Source organism: Actinocrinis sp., from assembly GCF_035605935.1.
Classification (GTDB): domain Bacteria; phylum Actinomycetota; class Actinomycetes; order Streptomycetales; family Catenulisporaceae; genus Actinocrinis.
This window is the reverse complement of sequence record NZ_DATNGK010000045.1, coordinates 23,067-39,755: the sequence shown is the minus strand read 5'-3', so window position 1 is coordinate 39,755 and position 16,689 is coordinate 23,067. Positions and strand designations below refer to the sequence as shown.

19 protein-coding genes are annotated in these 16,689 nt (G+C 69.4%); 6 read left to right on the top strand and 13 right to left on the bottom strand.

Annotation, left to right across the window (positions count from 1 at the left end; genetic code table 11):
* Both VN779_RS03375 and VN779_RS03370 read right to left on the bottom strand, forming a co-directional pair.
* The coding region (locus VN779_RS03375) for a hypothetical protein (RefSeq protein ID WP_325720011.1) at nucleotides 1-996 on the bottom strand (996 nt) is incomplete at its 3' end.
* Nucleotides 993-1,358, bottom strand: a complete 366-nt coding sequence (locus tag VN779_RS03370; RefSeq protein ID WP_325720009.1) for a PadR family transcriptional regulator — start codon at nucleotides 1,356-1,358, stop codon at nucleotides 993-995. The genes VN779_RS03375 and VN779_RS03370, both read right to left, overlap by 4 nt.
* Before the next feature lie 61 nt (nucleotides 1,359-1,419).
* Between VN779_RS03370 and VN779_RS03365 the strand changes: the two genes are divergently transcribed.
* Complete coding sequence (locus VN779_RS03365; protein ID WP_325720008.1) at nucleotides 1,420-1,836, top strand: VOC family protein; 417 nt, start codon at nucleotides 1,420-1,422, stop codon at nucleotides 1,834-1,836.
* A 49-nt stretch (nucleotides 1,837-1,885) separates the two neighbouring features.
* On the opposite strand, the gene VN779_RS03360 is transcribed toward VN779_RS03365, so the two are convergent.
* The 5 genes from VN779_RS03360 to VN779_RS03340 form a co-directional block, all read right to left on the bottom strand.
* A complete protein-coding gene (locus VN779_RS03360) occupies nucleotides 1,886-2,581 on the bottom strand; it encodes a hypothetical protein (protein ID WP_325720006.1) in 696 nt (231 codons plus the stop codon).
* Between the two features lie 136 nt (nucleotides 2,582-2,717).
* The gene (locus VN779_RS03355) at nucleotides 2,718-3,101 is read right to left on the bottom strand and encodes a sec-independent translocase (protein WP_325720004.1); all 384 of its coding nucleotides are present in this window, start codon (nucleotides 3,099-3,101) and stop codon (nucleotides 2,718-2,720) included.
* Between the two features lie 435 nt (nucleotides 3,102-3,536).
* Complete coding sequence (locus VN779_RS03350) at nucleotides 3,537-4,004, bottom strand: zf-HC2 domain-containing protein (RefSeq protein ID WP_325720001.1); 468 nt, start codon at nucleotides 4,002-4,004, stop codon at nucleotides 3,537-3,539.
* Nucleotides 4,004-4,666: an RNA polymerase sigma factor SigE gene (sigE, locus tag VN779_RS03345; RefSeq protein ID WP_325719998.1), complete on the bottom strand. Its 663-nt coding sequence runs from the start codon at nucleotides 4,664-4,666 to the stop codon at nucleotides 4,004-4,006. The genes VN779_RS03350 and sigE overlap by 1 nt, the downstream gene beginning before the upstream one ends.
* 274 nt (nucleotides 4,667-4,940) lie before the next feature.
* Entirely contained in the window at nucleotides 4,941-5,108 is a 168-nt protein-coding gene (locus tag VN779_RS03340) for a DUF3117 domain-containing protein (RefSeq protein WP_211467520.1), read from the bottom strand.
* A gap of 268 nt (nucleotides 5,109-5,376) precedes the next feature.
* On the opposite strand from VN779_RS03340, the gene VN779_RS03335 reads away from it, so the two are divergent.
* On the top strand, nucleotides 5,377-6,183 hold the full coding sequence (locus tag VN779_RS03335) for an enoyl-CoA hydratase/isomerase family protein (protein WP_325719995.1): 807 nt from the start codon (nucleotides 5,377-5,379) through the stop codon (nucleotides 6,181-6,183).
* A gap of 96 nt (nucleotides 6,184-6,279) precedes the next feature.
* Here the strand turns inward: VN779_RS03335 and VN779_RS03330 are convergent, their stop codons facing one another.
* Nucleotides 6,280-6,864 (bottom strand): GrpB family protein, encoded by a 585-nt coding sequence (locus tag VN779_RS03330; protein WP_325719993.1) that lies wholly within the window; start codon nucleotides 6,862-6,864, stop codon nucleotides 6,280-6,282.
* 290 nt (nucleotides 6,865-7,154) lie between these two features.
* Complete coding sequence (locus VN779_RS03325; RefSeq protein WP_325719991.1) at nucleotides 7,155-7,595, bottom strand: DivIVA domain-containing protein; 441 nt, start codon at nucleotides 7,593-7,595, stop codon at nucleotides 7,155-7,157.
* A 157-nt stretch (nucleotides 7,596-7,752) separates the two neighbouring features.
* On the opposite strand from VN779_RS03325, the gene folP reads away from it, so the two are divergent.
* Together folP and VN779_RS03315 are read left to right on the top strand one after the other, a co-directional pair.
* The gene (folP, locus tag VN779_RS03320; protein WP_325719990.1) at nucleotides 7,753-8,625 is read left to right on the top strand and encodes a dihydropteroate synthase; all 873 of its coding nucleotides are present in this window, start codon (nucleotides 7,753-7,755) and stop codon (nucleotides 8,623-8,625) included.
* Nucleotides 8,626-8,691: 66 nt separating this feature from the next.
* Nucleotides 8,692-9,993: an adenosylmethionine--8-amino-7-oxononanoate transaminase gene (locus VN779_RS03315; RefSeq protein ID WP_349260625.1), complete on the top strand. Its 1,302-nt coding sequence runs from the start codon at nucleotides 8,692-8,694 to the stop codon at nucleotides 9,991-9,993.
* A 46-nt stretch (nucleotides 9,994-10,039) separates the two neighbouring features.
* Here VN779_RS03315 and VN779_RS03310 read toward each other — a convergent pair whose 3' ends face one another.
* The 4 genes from VN779_RS03310 to VN779_RS03295 form a co-directional block, all read right to left on the bottom strand.
* On the bottom strand, nucleotides 10,040-10,873 hold the full coding sequence (locus VN779_RS03310) for a TIGR00730 family Rossman fold protein (RefSeq protein WP_325719986.1): 834 nt from the start codon (nucleotides 10,871-10,873) through the stop codon (nucleotides 10,040-10,042).
* 111 nt (nucleotides 10,874-10,984) lie between these two features.
* A complete protein-coding gene (locus VN779_RS03305; protein WP_325719984.1) occupies nucleotides 10,985-12,208 on the bottom strand; it encodes an alpha/beta hydrolase in 1,224 nt (407 codons plus the stop codon).
* Between the two features lie 212 nt (nucleotides 12,209-12,420).
* Complete coding sequence (dapE, locus tag VN779_RS03300) at nucleotides 12,421-13,560, bottom strand: succinyl-diaminopimelate desuccinylase (protein ID WP_325719982.1); 1,140 nt, start codon at nucleotides 13,558-13,560, stop codon at nucleotides 12,421-12,423.
* Entirely contained in the window at nucleotides 13,560-14,396 is an 837-nt protein-coding gene (locus VN779_RS03295) for a 2,3,4,5-tetrahydropyridine-2,6-dicarboxylate N-succinyltransferase (protein ID WP_325719980.1), read from the bottom strand. The genes dapE and VN779_RS03295 overlap by 1 nt, the downstream gene beginning before the upstream one ends.
* Nucleotides 14,397-14,501: 105 nt before the next feature.
* Here VN779_RS03295 and VN779_RS03290 point away from each other — a divergent pair, with 105 nt between their 5' ends.
* Both VN779_RS03290 and VN779_RS03285 read left to right on the top strand, forming a co-directional pair.
* Nucleotides 14,502-15,473 carry a hypothetical protein gene (locus tag VN779_RS03290; protein WP_325719979.1) on the top strand — a complete coding sequence of 324 codons (972 nt, stop codon included), beginning with the start codon at nucleotides 14,502-14,504 and terminating at the stop codon, nucleotides 15,471-15,473.
* A gap of 167 nt (nucleotides 15,474-15,640) precedes the next feature.
* The gene (locus VN779_RS03285; RefSeq protein ID WP_325719977.1) at nucleotides 15,641-16,510 is read left to right on the top strand and encodes a hypothetical protein; all 870 of its coding nucleotides are present in this window, start codon (nucleotides 15,641-15,643) and stop codon (nucleotides 16,508-16,510) included.
* The last annotated feature ends 179 nt before the right edge of the window (nucleotides 16,511-16,689 follow it).

Below are 16,689 nucleotides of genomic sequence, written 5' to 3'. Positions count from 1 at the left end.
GTACACAGGCAAGCCAGGCCACAGCGATCCGGCGAACAGGTCGCCGACGAACAGGTTCTCGTACTTGCCCTGCACGTAGATGATGACGGCGCGGGGCACGATCAGAAGCCCCGGAACACCGAGGATGAACAACGCCGCGGGCCAGATCGGTGATCGGCGCGCTCGCAGCACGCCGAAGATCGCGGCCAACGCAGGCACCAGGGGACCGGCCACCAGCTGTGCCGTTATCGCGAGCGCATCGGGTACCGATGTGTCGTTGTACGCGACGGCAGTCACCGTCGCGGCGACGATCACCACGACGCCGGTGAGACCGGCCGCGACGGCGAGCCAGCGACCGGGCGTTAGCAGCGGCGCGACCGCGCGATGGAACCCCAGTCCGGCGGCCAGAGCGATCACTGCGGCCACCGTGAGCAGCGCGACGCGATCAGAAGTCACCCAGTTCGCGTCTTGAAGGACTTCCGCCGCCACCATGCCCACCTGCGCGACGCCGAGAATGCGGCCCAGACGCCGGCGTCCTCGCACTAGCGCGGCGAACGCGCCGAAGTACACGAGCGGCTGGACCAGGTTCATCGTGAACGGCCACGTCCAGGTGGAACTGATGAGGTCTCGGTAGTAGTAGTGACCCACTTTGGAAAAGACCGCGACAGTATTTGCGACCCCCGCCGTAGCGTTCCAGAGGCCCAAGGCCAGCAGACCGGCAAGCGCAGTACGCTGCAACACCTGCCCAGCGGCGACCGCTCGCCGCGTCCCGCCCGGCGCACCGACCAGCAGCCGCATCGCGAGCGCGACCAGGCTCCCCGCCTCGCCGACTCTCGGCCAGCGCCTCCCCTCCGTCGCGCCGTCGAGCAGTGTGCTGATCATCTCTTCGCCGCGCCGCTCGCGGTACGCGGCCGGCAACAAGGCCATAATGCGCCGATAGCGGGCTTCGAGGATGCCCGCCCCGCCATCCGCGCCGTAGTCGCCCTCGTCCATCCCCGATCCCCCGCTCGCGTTCATGCCGCTCCTCCCGCTGGGCCGAGCTTGCCTGGAAGTGGCACTCCGCGCTCGCGCAGCCGTCGCGTAGCGATCGCCGCGTGCGACGCGATCCGTTCCGCGTCCTGCGCGAGCGCGGCCGCGCCCTGCTCGGTGATGCGGTAGTAGCGGCGTAGCCGTCCGGCCTCGACCTCGTCGCGGTCAGGGGCGACCAGCCCCTCCCCCGTCAGCCGATCGAGCGCGCCGTAGAGCGTGCCCACCTTCAGCTGGGTCTGGCCATTGGACAGACGGGCGACTTCCTGCACGATCCCGTAGCCGTGCCGCGGCTGATCCACCAGCGCGGTGAGGATCAGGAACACCTGCTCCGTCCTCGTCGATGTGTTCATAGCCAAGATATATCGTCTAGCGAGTCATTGGGCAAGCGCGTGCGGTGGGTACTGTCTAGTCATGGATCTCGATCATGTGGTCATCTGGGTCGACGACCCGCTCAAATCCGTGGACTTCTACGTGAACGTGGTCGGCTTGCGCCCGGTGCGCGCCGACGAGTTCCGAGCCGGAGACGCGCCCTTCCCGAGCGTGCGCGTCACCGAGCGCTCGATCATCGACCTGACGCCGCGTCAGGATGCGGCGGCGGTCAACGAGATGACCAAGACGACGCAGACCGCGGGCTTTCCGGTGAATCACGTCTGCATCGCCATGAGCAAAGAAGAGTACGAAGCACTCAGCGACCGGTTAGAGGCGCACGGCGTGGACACCTCGTCGAGGCGGGTCGTCACTTATGGCGCGCGAGGGAACGCCCCGCACGCCTTCTACTTCCGCGACCCGGACAACAACGTCATCGAGGCGCGGTACTACGACGAGTGAGCGGGCGGGATCTGACCTGTCCACTCGCCCGCCTCATGCGAGCGAACGATCAGGCTTCGTAGTCGGCGAGGGCTGCGCGCGTGAACGCCAGGGAGTAGGCGGACACGCCCCGCCCGTACGCGGCCAGGAAACAGTGCTGCGTCGCGGTGGCCAGCACCCAGCCGTACTCCGACTCGCGGTAGTGGAAGACCTGCGGCAGCAGGTCCACGGTGAGCGTCAGCAGCCGCCAGGGCAGGTCGCCGAGGCGGTCGGCCACCTGGGCGGCCAACTCACGCTGCTGGTCCATCCACTGCTGCCGGACCGCGACTTCCATATGCCACGGCCACTGCTCCTCGACCAGGCCGATGCCGGCAACCGCGGCCACCGAGGCGACCGTGCTGGCCTCGACGTAGCCGCGGGCGGTCCCGTCCGGCCGCAGCGCCGGACGGCGCGGCAGCGGAGCCATGGTGACCACGGTGACCGCGCGGCGCTGCGGGTCGCCGCCGGGCCGGCCCGCGGGGGCGTCGCCGTGCAGCAGGGTGCCGTACTGGACGGTGCCATCGGCATCGGCGCACAGTGTGCCCAGTCGCCGCTCGCCGCGCCATCCGGCGTCCAGCCCGTACCAGGGCAGCTGTGCGGCGTGAAAGGCGGCGTGCCCGTCACGCGCGGCGGGCGCGGGCGTGCGGGACAGGCGCGGGGCGTGTTCGTGGATCGGCGCGGAGGACGACTCGGCTTGGCGCGACGTGGGCTGGGCCGGGCTGGTCAAACGGGACGCTCCGTTGGTCTGTTCTCCGACTTCAGGCGCGGCGGCGGCGCGGGTCCACGGCCGGGAGGCCGCGGCGCCGAGCGGCGTGAAGCCTACGGCTGCTGTAGCCCGTCTGAGGTCGGAGGGTGCGGAAAGATCAGGTCGCGTCTGCGTCGTAGGGCGGGCGCTCGCCGGCGGCCAACGGAGTCGGTTCGCGGCGCGGCGGCGGCAACTCGTCCATCGAGCCGAGGTTGCGCAGGTCGCGGTTCAACTCGTCGCGCAGGCCGCGCAGTTCCTCGCCCTCACCGAGCAGGTTCTTGCGAACAAAAGTCTTCGGATTGAGGTCCTGCAGGTCGAGGCCGTCGAACTCGGGCCCAAGCTCGTTGCGCAGATCGGCCCGAGCGTTCTCGCCGAACGCGCGGACCTGGCGCAGGAAGCGCGCGGCGCTGGCCGCGGCCTGCGGCAGCTTGTCCGGACCGAACAGGACGACGGCGAGCCCGAGCAGCACGACTATTTCCAGCGGGGACAGATCGAAGAACATCGCGGTGCTCCGGCGTCGGCGGGCAGGGGGTAGTGCAGGTGGTCCGATGACCAGAAACCACAGTAACCGTCCGAACCGCCGGTCAGACAGAGGCTACGCCGCAACCGCCGGGGAAAAGATCGCCGGCCACGGTGATTTGCTCGGCTGACTTGCCCAAACGGCGCACCGAGCGGTCGCGGGGCGCGAGACGTTTTCAGTCGATCAAGCAGGAACTGGGTCGAGCGGTACGCGGACACGCGCGGCGTTCGGGTACGAACGCGGACCGCCGGTGGGCGCAGAGCCTCGTGGGGCGGCGGTGCGCGGATCGGCGGTCCGGGCTTGAACGGGCCGGGTGCGGTCTCGCGAATGCGAACTAGTGCACCCGGCACTCGGTCCTACATCAATACGATCGGTGCGGCCGCAACGCCTGCCGCGCACGGTCGTTTGAAACAGGACCTACCGCATGGACGGGAACGCGCGGCCGAGGAAAGGCGGCTCCGCCACCGGGACCAGGCCGCCGCGGCGCGGGGCCAGCCGGGTGCGGTTCATCGCGCCGCCCTCGCCGAGAGCGGACTCGCCATCCTCCGGCAGCTCGCCGATCGGCCGCAGGCCGACCGCGAACTCGGGCAGGAAGGCCGAGGAGCGACCGAGGAAGCCGCCGAGCTGCGGCGGCGAGCCGGCCGGCGGCTCGGGCGGGCGCTCGGTCTGCGGGATTTGGAACAGCGCCGCCATCAGCCGGGCCGAGGGCTCCGGCATCGCCGTCGCCTCCAGCCGGGTCTTCAGCGCGCGTTCCGCCTCGACCAGCGTTCGGCACTGCGCGCACCCGGCCAGGTGCGCCAGCGCGCGGTCGCGGTCGTCGTGGGCGAGTTCGCCATCGACGAGCGCGCCGAGGCGAGCGCCGAGGTGTTCGCTGAACCGGCCCATCACAGCTGTCCCTTTCCGCCGCCGGTGCGTTCCGCGTCGTCCTGGATCGTCTCCAGTGGCGGCAGTTCCACCGCCTCGGTCGGGGCGCGGTGCGCGAGAGCGGCACGCAGTTGGCTGCGGCCCCGGTGGATCCGGGACCTGACGGTGCCCAGCTTCACGCCGAGCGTAGCCGCGATCTCCTCATAGGAGAGACCCTCGATGTCGCAGAGCACGACCGCGGCCCGGAACTCCGGGGCCAGCTCGGCCAGAGCGCGCTCGATGTCCGCGTCGAGGTGGTTGTCGAAGTAGGCCTGCGCGGGGGTCGGCTCCTTGCCGGCCAGCCGGTCGGCCGCGTCCTCGGCCAGACCCTCGAAGCGGATCTTGGCCTTGCGCCGCACCGAGTCGAGGAACAGGTTGGTGGTGATCCGGTGCAGCCAGCCCTCGAAGGTGCCGGGCGTGTAGCTGTTGAGCGAGCGGAACACCCGGACGAAAACTTCCTGGGTCAGATCCTCCGCGTCGTGCCGGTCCCCCGTAAGTCGATAAGCCAGCCGGTACACCCTGGCCGAATGTGTACGCACGACCTCGTCCCAGGACGGAGGCGTCCATTCCGCCCCGCTCGGCGTTCCCGCCGGAAAGGAGTCGAAGCCCGCCTCGCCATAGTCACTGCCGCCCCCGAGCGCCACGGCACTACCTCCTCGTCGTTCGAGTACCGCTGCAGTAACCATAGCTTCCTTCCCCGACGGAATTGCTGAGAGCGGCCTGTGAACCTTGACATAGTCAGGCTCAAGGTTGCTGAACGTCGTCTGAGTCCGTTATCCGAATCGCTGAGTTCGGTTGCCGAACCTTCATCCAGGCAAACGCTCGGCCCCGGCGCGGGAGTTCCCGGCCGGGGCCGCGGCGACGGTGGGACCGTCGAAGTGCCGAAGGGGTTGTCTGTGTAGTTGAGCTGCGCGGCCGCTAACCGACCACGTTCTTCAGCGCGTCTCCGAGCGCGCCCGCCTCGTCCGGCGAGAGCTCGACGACGAGTCGGCCGCCGCCTTCGAGAGGCACCCGCATCACGATGCCGCGCCCCTCCTTGACCACTTCGAGCGGGCCGTCGCCCGTCCGCGGCTTCATCGCCGCCATGCTCGTTCCCCTTCCTCGTCGGGTGGTCCGCCGCCGGGTTGGGCGGGGCGGGCCGTGTACATCCGGACTGGGCCGGCTGGAGCTTGGGGCGCGCTCGGCGGGGGTCGCGGGACCGCTGCGCTGTCCGACGCTCCTCTCCGCACACGCCCTGGCGCAGGGCACGCGGACACCCTGACCGAAGCTCATTATCCCGCACGTCACCGGCCCTGGGAAAACACAACTTGAGAACAAGCTGGCCCGCACTACTACCAGCGGGTAACTTATTCGCGTGACCGAAGACCAGGAAAGCGGCCAGGAACCCGTCCGTTATGAAGTGACCGGAGCGGTCGCCACCATTACGTTGAACCGGCCCGAGGCGATGAACGCGCTCGACGTGCCGACCAAGGAGGCGCTGCTCGAGGCGCTGCGCTCGGCCTCCACCGACGAAAGCGTGCGGGCGGTGGTGCTCACCGGCACGGGCCGCGCCTTCTGCGTCGGCCAGGATCTGCGGGAACACGTCGAAAAGCTGAACGCCGGCGACCCGCCGCTGTCCACGGTGCGCGACCACTACAACCCGATCACGCTCGCCATCGCCGAGATGCCGAAACCGACGATCGCCGCGCTCAACGGCGTGGCGGCCGGAGCCGGTGCGGCCTTCGCGTTCGCCTGCGATCTGCGGATCGCGGCCGACGCCGCGTCGTTCACCCTGGCGTTCGCACAGGTTGGATTGTCGGCTGACTCGGGCGCGTCGTGGACGCTGCCGCGGCTCGTCGGCACGGCCAAGGCGATCGAGCTGCTGTTCAACCCGCAGAAGATCGGCGTGCGGGAGGCCTCCTCGCTCGGCCTCGTCAACGAGATCGTGCCGGCCGACCGGCTCGCCGAGCACGTCGCGGCGCTGGCCGAGCGGCTGGCCGCGGGACCGACGGTGTCCTATGCGGCGCTGAAGGCGTCGGTGAACTTCGGCGCGTCGCACTCGCTGGCCGAGACGCTTGAGTTCGAGGACGCGATGCAGACCAAGTGCGGCGCGACCGCGGACCATCGGGAGGCCGTGGACGCGTTCCTGGCCAAGCGCGCGCCGAACTTCCTCGGGAAGTAGCGCGAGCAGACCTAGTGTCCCGCTCGGAATTGAGGCCGTTCGGGCGACGCGGTGGCAGAACTCACCGTGATGTTGGCCGCGTCGCCGGGCTCAGGGTCAGGCCAGGTCGGCCAGCGCGCGGAAGTCCACGTAGGCACGGTGGGCCAGGCGCACGGTCTCGCGCAGGAAGGCCCGCTTGCCCTCGGCGTACGCCTCCGGGTCGTTTCGGCACTGTCGCGCCAGCCGCCGCTTGAGGTCGGCGTACTGCTCGCGGCGCTCGGCATCGTTCGCCAGGTACTGCACGAGCAGTAGCTGGTCGTATTCGAGTACTCCTCCGGACCTGCACACGTACACGTTCGTCTCGCAGCGCGGGGCATGCGCCGGGAGCGCTCCCGTCGGCGCGGTGAACACGCGGCGATCGGCTTCGCGCAGCTGGAGGACGAAGCCGAGCCCTTCAAGCGCCGCTCGGTACTCCTCCTCGGCCTCGGGTTCCGCCACCGAGACCTGGATATCCAGGTGCGGGCGGCCGAGAAGGCCGGGCACCGCGGTCGAACCGATGTGATCGACCCGGACCGCGTAGCCTCCCAAGGCTCCGCGCACCAGATCGGCGCACACCGCAAAACGCTCGGACCAGACCCTGTCATAGGCCTTGATCTCGACTGGCGCCAGTTCGCCCACGGCGACGGCGATCTCTATTGCCATCCAACACCTCCCGCCTGAGGTGAAGTCAGGAAACCGCGCAACCAGCGTGGCGTCAAGATGTTACGCGGTATCGACTGTGAGTGATAAAAGTATCACGGATAGGCAACGTTTCGACCGGCGCTCGCCGCGGACGCCCAGGGCAGCCGCGCGCCGGGCGGCGCGCGGCATTCGAGCCCTGAGACCCTGTCCGGCTTTGGCTGAGGTCGCAGGCTTATTCGACAGCGGTTCGACAGTGTGCGGATTGTCCGTTAAGCGAACTGACTCGGCGACAGATTCCGTTGGCCGGTCGGTTACTTCGCGCTTTCGGCGTTTTCAACATTCTCGGCGCGCTCGACGGGCTCGCTCTGCGCGGAGCGCTCCTCGTCCTCGCCCGGCTCCGTCCCGTCGCGCAGTTGCGCGAGCTCAGCCTCGGATTCTGCTTCCGAGTCCTCATCAGGGCTCGCGCTCTGCTTCGGCGCGCGCCCCTCGAGCTCCGCAATGCGCTGCTCGCGCAACTCGATCTCCTGGGCGAGCCGGTCCAGGACGTCATCGACCTCGTCCATCCGGTAGCCGCGCGCGCCGACCGAGAACCGCACCCGGTCCACGTCTTCGCGAGCGAGCAGACCGTCGCCGGGCAGCGCCAGATCGGGGCGGTCCGGCTCCGGCTCGGACATGTGCCCGCCGCCGCCGATCGCGAGCCAACCCACGGCCGCGAGCAGCGCGACGATCACTACGAGTTGGAGCCAGTACATCGCGTCCTCGCCTCGTTCCGTCTATACGTGATCAGAAGACTGTGTGATCCGGGAGCCGTACGATCCGGAAACCGTGTGATCTCGGCCTGCGTCGCCGGGTTAGCCTGCCGCAGAGCATAGGGTACGGGTCCCGGAAAGGCATGAAGGGGACGCCTCCATGATCGAGGACGGATTCAGGCTCGGCCGACACACCTTCGGCTCGAATGAGCTGGTGGTGATGGCTATCGTCAACCGTACGCCGGACTCGTTCTACGACAAGGGCGCCACCTTCGGCGATGAAGCGGCCATGAAACGCGTGGAACTGGCGGCCGCGCAGGGCGCCAGGATCGTGGACATCGGCGGAGTGAAAGCCGGGCCGGGCGAGCAGGTCGACGCCGCGGAGGAGGCTCGCCGCGTGGTGCCATTCGTCGAGGCGGTGCGTGATCGCTTTCCGCAGCTGGCGATTTCGGTGGACACGTGGCGCGCGGACGTCGGCGAGGCAGCCTGCCGAGCCGGGGCCGATCTGCTCAACGATGCCTGGGGCGGATACGACCCGGATCTCGCGCAAGTGGCCGCGAAACACGGCGTCGGGCTGGTCTGTATGCACACCGGCGGCGCGGTACCGCGGACGCGGCCACACCGCGTCGGCTATACGAACCTGATGGCCGACGTGCTTGCCCAGACCCTTGGCCTCGCCGAGCGGGCCGCGTCGCTCGGCGTGCCGCGCGAGTCGATCCTGATCGACCCCGGGCATGACTTCGGCAAGAACACCCGCCACTCGCTCGAGGTGACCCGCCGGCTCGACGAGCTGAGCGCGACCGGCTGGCCCGTGCTGGTCTCGCTGTCGAACAAGGACTTCGTCGGGGAGACGCTGGACGTGCCCTTGGCGGGCCGGTTGACCGGGACGCTCGCGACGACCGCGGTGTGCGCCTGGCTCGGCGCCCGGATTTTCCGGGTCCACGAGGTGCCTGAGACCCGGCAGGTGCTCGACATGGTGGCCTCGATCGCGGGGACGCGGCCGCCGGCTGTCACGCGCCGAGGCCTGGCCTAACCGGCCTCGAGAAGCACATGAAAGACTGGCGCCGTGGCGGAGCCAGACATCAAGACCTTGCTCGAAATGGACCGCGCGTTGGTGTGGCATCCCTATGGAGCGATGCCTGGGACGCTCGATCCGCTGCTGGTCACCGGCGCTTCGGGAGTGCGTCTCGATGTTTCGCTGCCGGATGGGACGCGCACCGAACTGATCGACGGCATGTCGTCCTGGTGGGCCGCGATCCACGGCTACCGCCACCCTGCGCTCGACGCCGCGGTGCGTGATCAGTTAGGGCAGATGGCGCACGTAATGTTCGGCGGCCTCACGCATCGGCCTGCGATCGAACTTGCGGCACGCCTGGTCGAGCTCACACCGGAACCGCTGCGCCATGTGTTCCTCGCCGACTCAGGCTCGGTTTCGGTCGAGGTCGCGATCAAGATGTGCCTCCAGTACTGGCAATCAGTCGGCCGTCCCAGCAAGCGCCGACTGCTGACCTGGCGCGGCGGCTACCACGGCGACACGTTCCACCCCATGTCGGTATGTGATCCCGAAGGCGGCATGCACAGCTTGTGGCGAGGCGTGCTACCCGAGCAGGTCTTCGCAGAGGCACCGCCGGACGGATATGAGACAGAGCCGTCACCCGAGTACGTCACGCACCTTTCCGACCTGGTGCAGCGCCACGCGGACGAACTGGCTGCGGTTATCGTCGAGCCGATCGTGCAGGGCGCCGGGGGCATGCGGTTCCACACACCGGGCTATCTCACGACACTGCGCGCGTTGTGTGACGAGCACGACGTCCTGCTGATCTTCGACGAGATCGCTACTGGTTTCGGCCGGACCGGCAGGCTGTTCGCCGCCGAGCACGCCGGCATCGCTCCGGATGTGATGTGCGTTGGCAAGGCACTGACCGGCGGCTACCTCACGATGGCCGCCGCGCTGTGCACGACGCGCGTCGCCGAAGGGATCAGCCGCGGCGAGGTTCCGGTCCTAGCGCACGGGCCGACCTTCATGGGAAACCCGCTCGCCGCGTCGGTCGCCCTCGCCTCGATCGACCTGCTGCTCGACGCGGATGCGCGCGGCGCAGTGCCTTGGCAAGCGGACGTGGCTCGGATCGAATCGCGGCTGCGCGCGGGGCTGGCGCCGGCGCGCGAGGTCCCGGGCGTCAAGGACGTACGCGTGCTCGGCGCGATCGGCGTAGTGCAGCTTGAGCGTGAGGTCGCCGTGCCGGCCGCGACGTCGGCGGCAGTACGCCGAGGCGTGTGGATCCGGCCGTTCCGCGACCTGATCTACACGATGCCGCCGTACATCACCGCCGACGAGGACCTGTCAACGCTCTGCGGCGCGCTGGTCGACGCGGCCGCAGCTTCCGAGCGCTGCGCGTCCTAGTGCCGCGCTGTCCTGGCGATGGCTGTGCTAATGCCGCGCCACAGCCCTAGCCCTCGGGCCACTGCTCGCCGGAGCGCTCGGCCGCGACCTTCTCGGCGAAGGCCGCCGACTCGTCCGCGGCGCGCCGGCCGTTGGAGCCTTGGATCGCCTGGACCGCCTCGGCCGGCGAGTCGGTCAGCGTGAACAGCGCCAGATCCGCCTCGGAGGCCTTGCCCCGCGCCACCATGGTGCCGCGCAGCCAATCGACCAGCCCGGACCAGTAGTCCTTGCCGAGCAGCACGATCGGGAACGAGGTCACCTTGCGGGTCTGCACCAGAGTCAGCGCCTCGAAAAGCTCGTCCATGGTGCCGAAGCCGCCGGGCAGCACGACGAAGCCCTGCGCGTATTTGACGAACATCGTCTTGCGCGCGAAGAAGTAGCGGAAGTTCACCCCGAGGTCGACATAGTCGTTCAGGCCCTGCTCGAAGGGCAGCTCGATGCCGAGGCCTACCGAGGTGCCGCCGCCCTTGACCGCGCCCTGGTTCGCCGATTCCATCGCGCCCGGCCCGCCGCCGGTGATCACCGCGTAGCCGGCTTCCGCGAGCAACCGGCCGACCTCGACGCCCTGGCGGTATTCGGTCGACTCCGGCTTGGTGCGGGCCGAGCCGAAGACCGCGACCGCCGGGCCGAGCTCGGCGAGCGCGCCGAAGCCCTCGACGAACTCGGCGGTGATCCGGTGCACCCGCCACGGGTCCGAGTGCAGCCATTCCGTCGGGCCGCGCGAGTCGAGCAGCCGCTGGTCGGTGGTGGATTCTTGAACCTGTCCGCGCCGCAGCACCACCGGGCCGCGGAATCGCACGCCGTTCTGCCGCTTCTCTTGCGGCTCATTCTCTTCAGTCACGCTTGTCACGGTACCTGGCGGCGGGCCACTGCTTCGGGAACCCCGTCCCAACCATGGGTGAATCGGTGGCCCTGGACGACTGGCGCCGTCTGGAGGTCGACCGGGATCCGCTCAGCCGCGCGCCCAAGCTCCGGCCGCGCCGCCGGCTCCGGTCACAGGAGACAGGTTCGGGACCGCGGGCACGCCCGACTTCTTCGGCTGGCCGAGGTGCGCGGTCAGCCAGTCAAGAGTGGGCGGCTCGGCGGCCTTCCACACCCCGCCGTTGTGGCCGCCGCGAGCGGAGATCATCCGCTCGACGACGGTGGGCGCCTTAGCGGCCTGGCTCATCGCGTCGGCTTCGGCGGCGGTCGATCCGTCCTGCAGCGTTCCGGTCAGCAGCAGCGCGACATTCGGCGCGGGCCGGTGCTGGAGCAGCCACAACGGGCTGTTCTCGTAGTAAGCGATGGTGCCCGGCTTGAGCAGATCGCCGTCCGGGTGGTCGTCACCGCTCATCGACACGGCGGCGGCGAACTCGCCCGGGTACTGCAACAGCAGTTTCGAGGCGCACAGGCCGCCCTCCGAATAACCCATCAGACCCCAGCCGGAGCGGTCGGTGACGGTGCGGAAGGAGGTGTTGATCAGATCATGCACGTCGTGCGCGAGCCAGGTGGCCACCTGCGGGCCGCCGGGGATGTCCGAGCAGTCCGGGTTGTGTGGCGGATCCACGTTGATCGCCGCGCTCACCAGGATCACCGGACGGGCAGCCTGCCGCTGGATCTCGGTCTCCAGCGCGCTGGCGACCTTGAGGCTGCGAAACCACGAGGCTGGCGAACCGGGATAGCCGGAGAGCAGTTGGATCACCGGGAACTCGGTGTGTGCGTACTGCCGTTGCGAGTACTCCGGCGGCAGCCAGACCACCACATCGCCACTCACCTTCGACTGCGCGCCGGTGATCTGGACGTGCACCTCTCCAGGCATTGACGGGTCGGCGTGGAACAGCGCGGCGTTCGGCAGCGGCCGGTCCACGCTGCGGGCCTGCGCCGAGGTCTGCGAGGCCGGCTTGGCGGCCAGGATCTGGCCGGACGGGCCGTCGTTGCCGAACAGGTCGGACCAGGAGGTGTAGAGCTGGTAGGAGTTGTTGATCATCAAGGCGGCCAGCAGCACCGCGGTGCCCTGGCAGAGTGCGATCATCACAAGTCGTTGGGCCTGGCGTAGCACCCGCGGACCGCGCAGCCTGCTCCACAACAGGATCGTGACGAGGGGCAGCGCGATGACCGCCGCGATCACCACATCAAGAAAAAACCCGCTGGTCAGTCCCATGTCCTCGCCCGATTCAGACAAAACCCGTACCGCCACGACCGCAACTCCCCGCCCGCGGTCAGTGGCGGACCTTTGTCATTGATCGACGCCGCAACAGGGGTTCAGGTTGCTTTCAGTATGCGTCGAAGCGGTAACGAGTCCCCGATTGTCGCACGCCCGTCTTGTCCTGTTAGCCGACGAATCGCGCGGCGCTCGTCAGATCGGCTCAGCCCAAGCGGCTCAGTCAGCCTCTCTCAGCTCAGCCCAAGTCAGCTCAGCTCAAGCCAGGCCAGGAGCAGCCGCTCGGCCTCGCGGATCTTGGTGACCGAGGCGTATTCGTCGCGGGTGTGCGCGAGGTTCGGATCGCCGGGACCGTAGTTGACCGCTGGGACGCCAAGGCCGGACAGGCGGGCGACGTCCGTCCAGCCGTACTTCGCCCGCGGCGGTGCGCCGATGAGCGCCGCGAAGCTCACGGCCTCGGGCAGGTCGAGGCCGGGACGCGCGGCCGGGGCGCTGTCCACGATCTCGATCGCGCAGTCCTCGAACTCGGCGCCCGCGAACACCGCGCGCACGTGCTCGGCGGCCTGCTGCTCCGAGCGGTCCGGGGCGAACCGGAAGTTGACCAGCACGCTGCACTCGTCCGGGATCACGTTGCCGGCCACGCCGCCGCTGATGCCGACCGCGTTGAGCCCCTCGTGGAACAGCAGGCCCTCCACCTCGACCTCGCGGGCCTGGTATTCGGCGAGCCTGGCCAGGATCGGGGCGGCGCGGTGAATCGCGTTCTGTCCGAGCCAGGAGCGCGCGCTGTGCGCCCGCCGCCCGGTAGTGCTGATGCGGGCGCGCAGGGTGCCCTGGCACCCGCCTTCCAGCGCTCCATCGGTCGGCTCGAGCAGCAGCGCGAAGTCTCCGGCGAGCCAGTCGGGGTGTGCGCGGGCGACATGGCCGAGGCCGTTGCGCGCGGACTCGATCTCCTCGCAGTCGTAGAACGCGAAGGTCAGGTCGTGCACCGGCTCGGGTCCGCCGGCCGCCCCTGCCGCGGCGGCGACCTTGAGCTGCACCGCGATGCCGCTCTTCATATCGGAGGCGCCGCAGCCGTAGAGCAGGTCCCCCTTGAGCGTGGAGGGCACGTTGTCCGCGATCGGCACCGTGTCGATGTGCCCGGCCAGCACGATCCGCTTGGACTTGCCGAAGAACGTGCGCGCGATGACGTTGTTGCCGTAGCGGTCCACGGTCAGCCGGGGTAACGCGCGCAGTGCCTGCTCGATCGCGTCGGCCAGCGGCTTCTCCTCGCCGCTGACCGAGGGGAAGTCGATCAGCGCGGCGGTGAGTTCCGCGGCACCGAGGGAGAGGTCGAGCGCGTCGGTGTCAGTACCGGAGTCGCTGCCGCCGGTGTCGCCACCCCGCTGCATCAGGCGCTCATCCCGTGGTCCCGCAGGATGTCGTTGAGCTGGGCCTTGTCGTGCCGCTGGCCCTCGTCGAGTCGCTTGAGCACCAGGACGCAGGGCAGGCCGAAGGAGCCCCCGGCGAATTGCTTGGTGCGGGTGCCGCCGACGGCGACTGACCAGGCCGGGATGTGGCCGCGGCTGATCTCCGCGCCGCTTTCGACGTCGATGACCGGGATCGTCGCGGACAGGATGGTGCCCGCGCCGACCATCGCGCCCTTGCCGACCCGCGCGCCCTCGACGATCATCGAACGGCTGCCGATCATCGCGTCGTCCTCGACCACGACCGGGATCGCGTTCGGCGGCTCCAGCACGCCGCCGATGCCGACGCCGCCGGACAGGTGCACGTTCCTGCCGATCTGCGCACACGAGCCGACCGTCGCCCACGTGTCCACCATGGAGCCGGAGTCCACGTACCCGCCGATGTTGGTGAAGCTCGGCATCAGCACCACGCCGGGGGCGAAGAAACTGCCCCAGCGGGCGATCGCGCCGGGCAGCACGCGTACTCCTGGGAAGCTCTTCTTCAGCGGGATCCGGTCGTGCTGGTAGAACTCGCCGACCGTGCCTTCCGTCATCTCCAGCACCTTGAAGCTGAGCAGGATGGCGCGCTTGGCCCGCTCGTCCACGGTCACCGCGTCGGTGGCCGGGTCGACGAGGGCGACCCGCGCGGCGCCGGAATCGAGCAGGTCGACCGCCTCCACGACCAACTTGCGGGCGTCCGCGTCGGCCGCAGTGAGCTCGGCGCGGCGCTCCCACAGTTCGTCGATCACGGCGGGCAGCGGGCTGGAGAAGGTGTCGGTCATGTGCCAAGACTAATGCGGAGCCGTGACAGGACCCCGACCCGTCTCGCACCGCGATCGCGTTACGGTAACGGGAAACGCCCGCTGCCGACGACGCCGAGGAGCACTGTGCCGCGCACCGCTCAGACCAGTCACGACACACACGCACTCGCGCCCCGCCGCGGTGGCGGCGGCTGGATCAAAGCGCTGATCGTCGCACTGGTGATCGCCGGGCTGATCGCCGCGGCGGCGCTGTGGGCGGTGCACAAGCTGGGGCACATCTCGATCTTCCAGTCCTCCGGCTGCACCGCCAGTTCCTCGGCCGGGAGCATGAGCCTGGATCTCGAGCAGGCGAAGAACGCCTCCACGATCGCGGCCGTGGGCGTCTCGATGAACGTGCCGCCGTTCGGGATCGAGGTGGCGCTGGCCACCGCGCGGCAGGAGTCGAAGCTGCACAACCTGAACTACGGCGACCGCGACTCGGTGGGGCTCTTCCAGCAGCGGCCGTCGCAGGGCTGGGGCACGCAGGCGCAGATCCTGAACCCGGTGTATTCGACGACGAAGTTCTATCAGGCGCTGCTCAACGTGTCCGGCTGGCAGAGCATGACGCTGACCGCCGCGGCACAGAAGGTGCAGAATTCGGGCTCGCCGACCGCGTACGCACAGTGGGAGCAGTTCGCGACCGTGCTCTCCGGAGTCTTCACGGGTTCGGCGGGGGCGGGGCTCGGCTGCACGCTTGACGGCCCGACCTTCCCGGCGCAAAGCAAGGGCTCCGGCGCGCTGCTGACGGCGCGCGGCCAGGCGGTGGTCAACGAGTTGCGCGCCGAGTTCGGCTCCGCGAACGTCGGGAAGATCGACGGGATCGCCGCAGACGGGCACTCCTTCGGCCTGGCCGCTCCGGCTTCGGTGTCGGGGGCGGCGGCGACGACTCGCGAGTGGGCTTACGCGAACTGGGCCGCGGCGCAGGCGGAGACGATGGGCATCACGCAGGTCTCGTACGGCGGGAAGACGTGGTCGGCCTCAGATGGCGCATCCGGCTGGAAGGCCGACTCGAGCGCGGCCGCAAACGCGGGCTCGGTGCATATCGCGCTCGCCAGCTGAGTGGCGTTTCTAAGCAGCAGGCGGCGTATTCACTGAATCGAGTGAATTTCGCCGCCGAGATTGCAATAGTTATCGTTTCGTTACCTTTACCGGCCGCAACTTCCGTGGGCTCCACATCGATGAGTGAAGGGTAGGAATACCCGCCGTTCACATAATCGAGGAGCACCATGAGCAACCCGCAGTCCCGCAAGGGCCGCCACGCCGCACCGCGTACTAAGGGCATTCTGGGCGGTGGCATCGTGAACGCGGCCGCCGGTCGCCGCCTGGCTGTCACGGCCGCCGCGCTGACCGCCGGCGCGGTACCGCTCGCCTGCGCCGGGACGGCGGCTGCGGCAACCGGTCCCCAGGCCGACCTGCAGATGCTGGGGCTGCCGAATCTGGCGCTGCCCTTCGGACTGCCGGACTCAATCGACCCGCTGGTCGCCAGTGTGCCGATCGCCAACGACCTGCCGCTGGACAGCACCCTGAACGCGGCGACGCCGCCGCTAAGCGACATCACGCAGGTCGGCGATCTGGGTCTGCTGCCGGAGCGGGCGCCGGCGGCGCAGGCCCAGGTGCGTTCGGCGACGCTGGCGGCGCAGCCGGCCGATTCCGCGCAGAAGCTGGCCGTCGCGGGGAGCAACCTGGCGAACGCGGCCGACCGGCTGCTGGGCGGCCAGGCGCAGGGCGCGACCACGCGGCTGGCCGAGGCGCTGCCGCTGAACAACCTCACCCCGCAGCTGGCCGCCAGCGCTGACAGCCCGCTCTCACTGGCCCCGAACGTGCTGCACCAGGGCGCCCTCGGCACGCTGACCTCCGGCCTCTCGCCGCAGGCCGACGCGCTGGCCGGCGGCGTGATCGGCCAGGCCACGCCGCTGGTCTCGCAGCTGCGCTCGGGCGGGGTGCCGACCGTCAGCGACCTGACCGGCAAGCTGAGCGGCGCGCAGCTGCCGATGGTCGGCAGCGTCGGCAGCCTGACCCAGACCCTCCCGGTCTCCACCATGCTCGGCGCCGACAGCCCGGTCACCGGCGCGCTGCAAAACGTGGGCTCACTCTGACGACGGCCGGGCATTTCGCGGCGCTGAGATAGCCGAGCGCGGACCCGGAAATACGGTGATCCGCTCTTTGGACTTCTAAACCGCGCCAGCTCCTTTACCCAAACGTTACTCTGTCGAGCCGCAACCTAGCCGTGCCCGGCTCGTAATTCCCAGTGACGCGACGCTGCTGATCCAAGCCC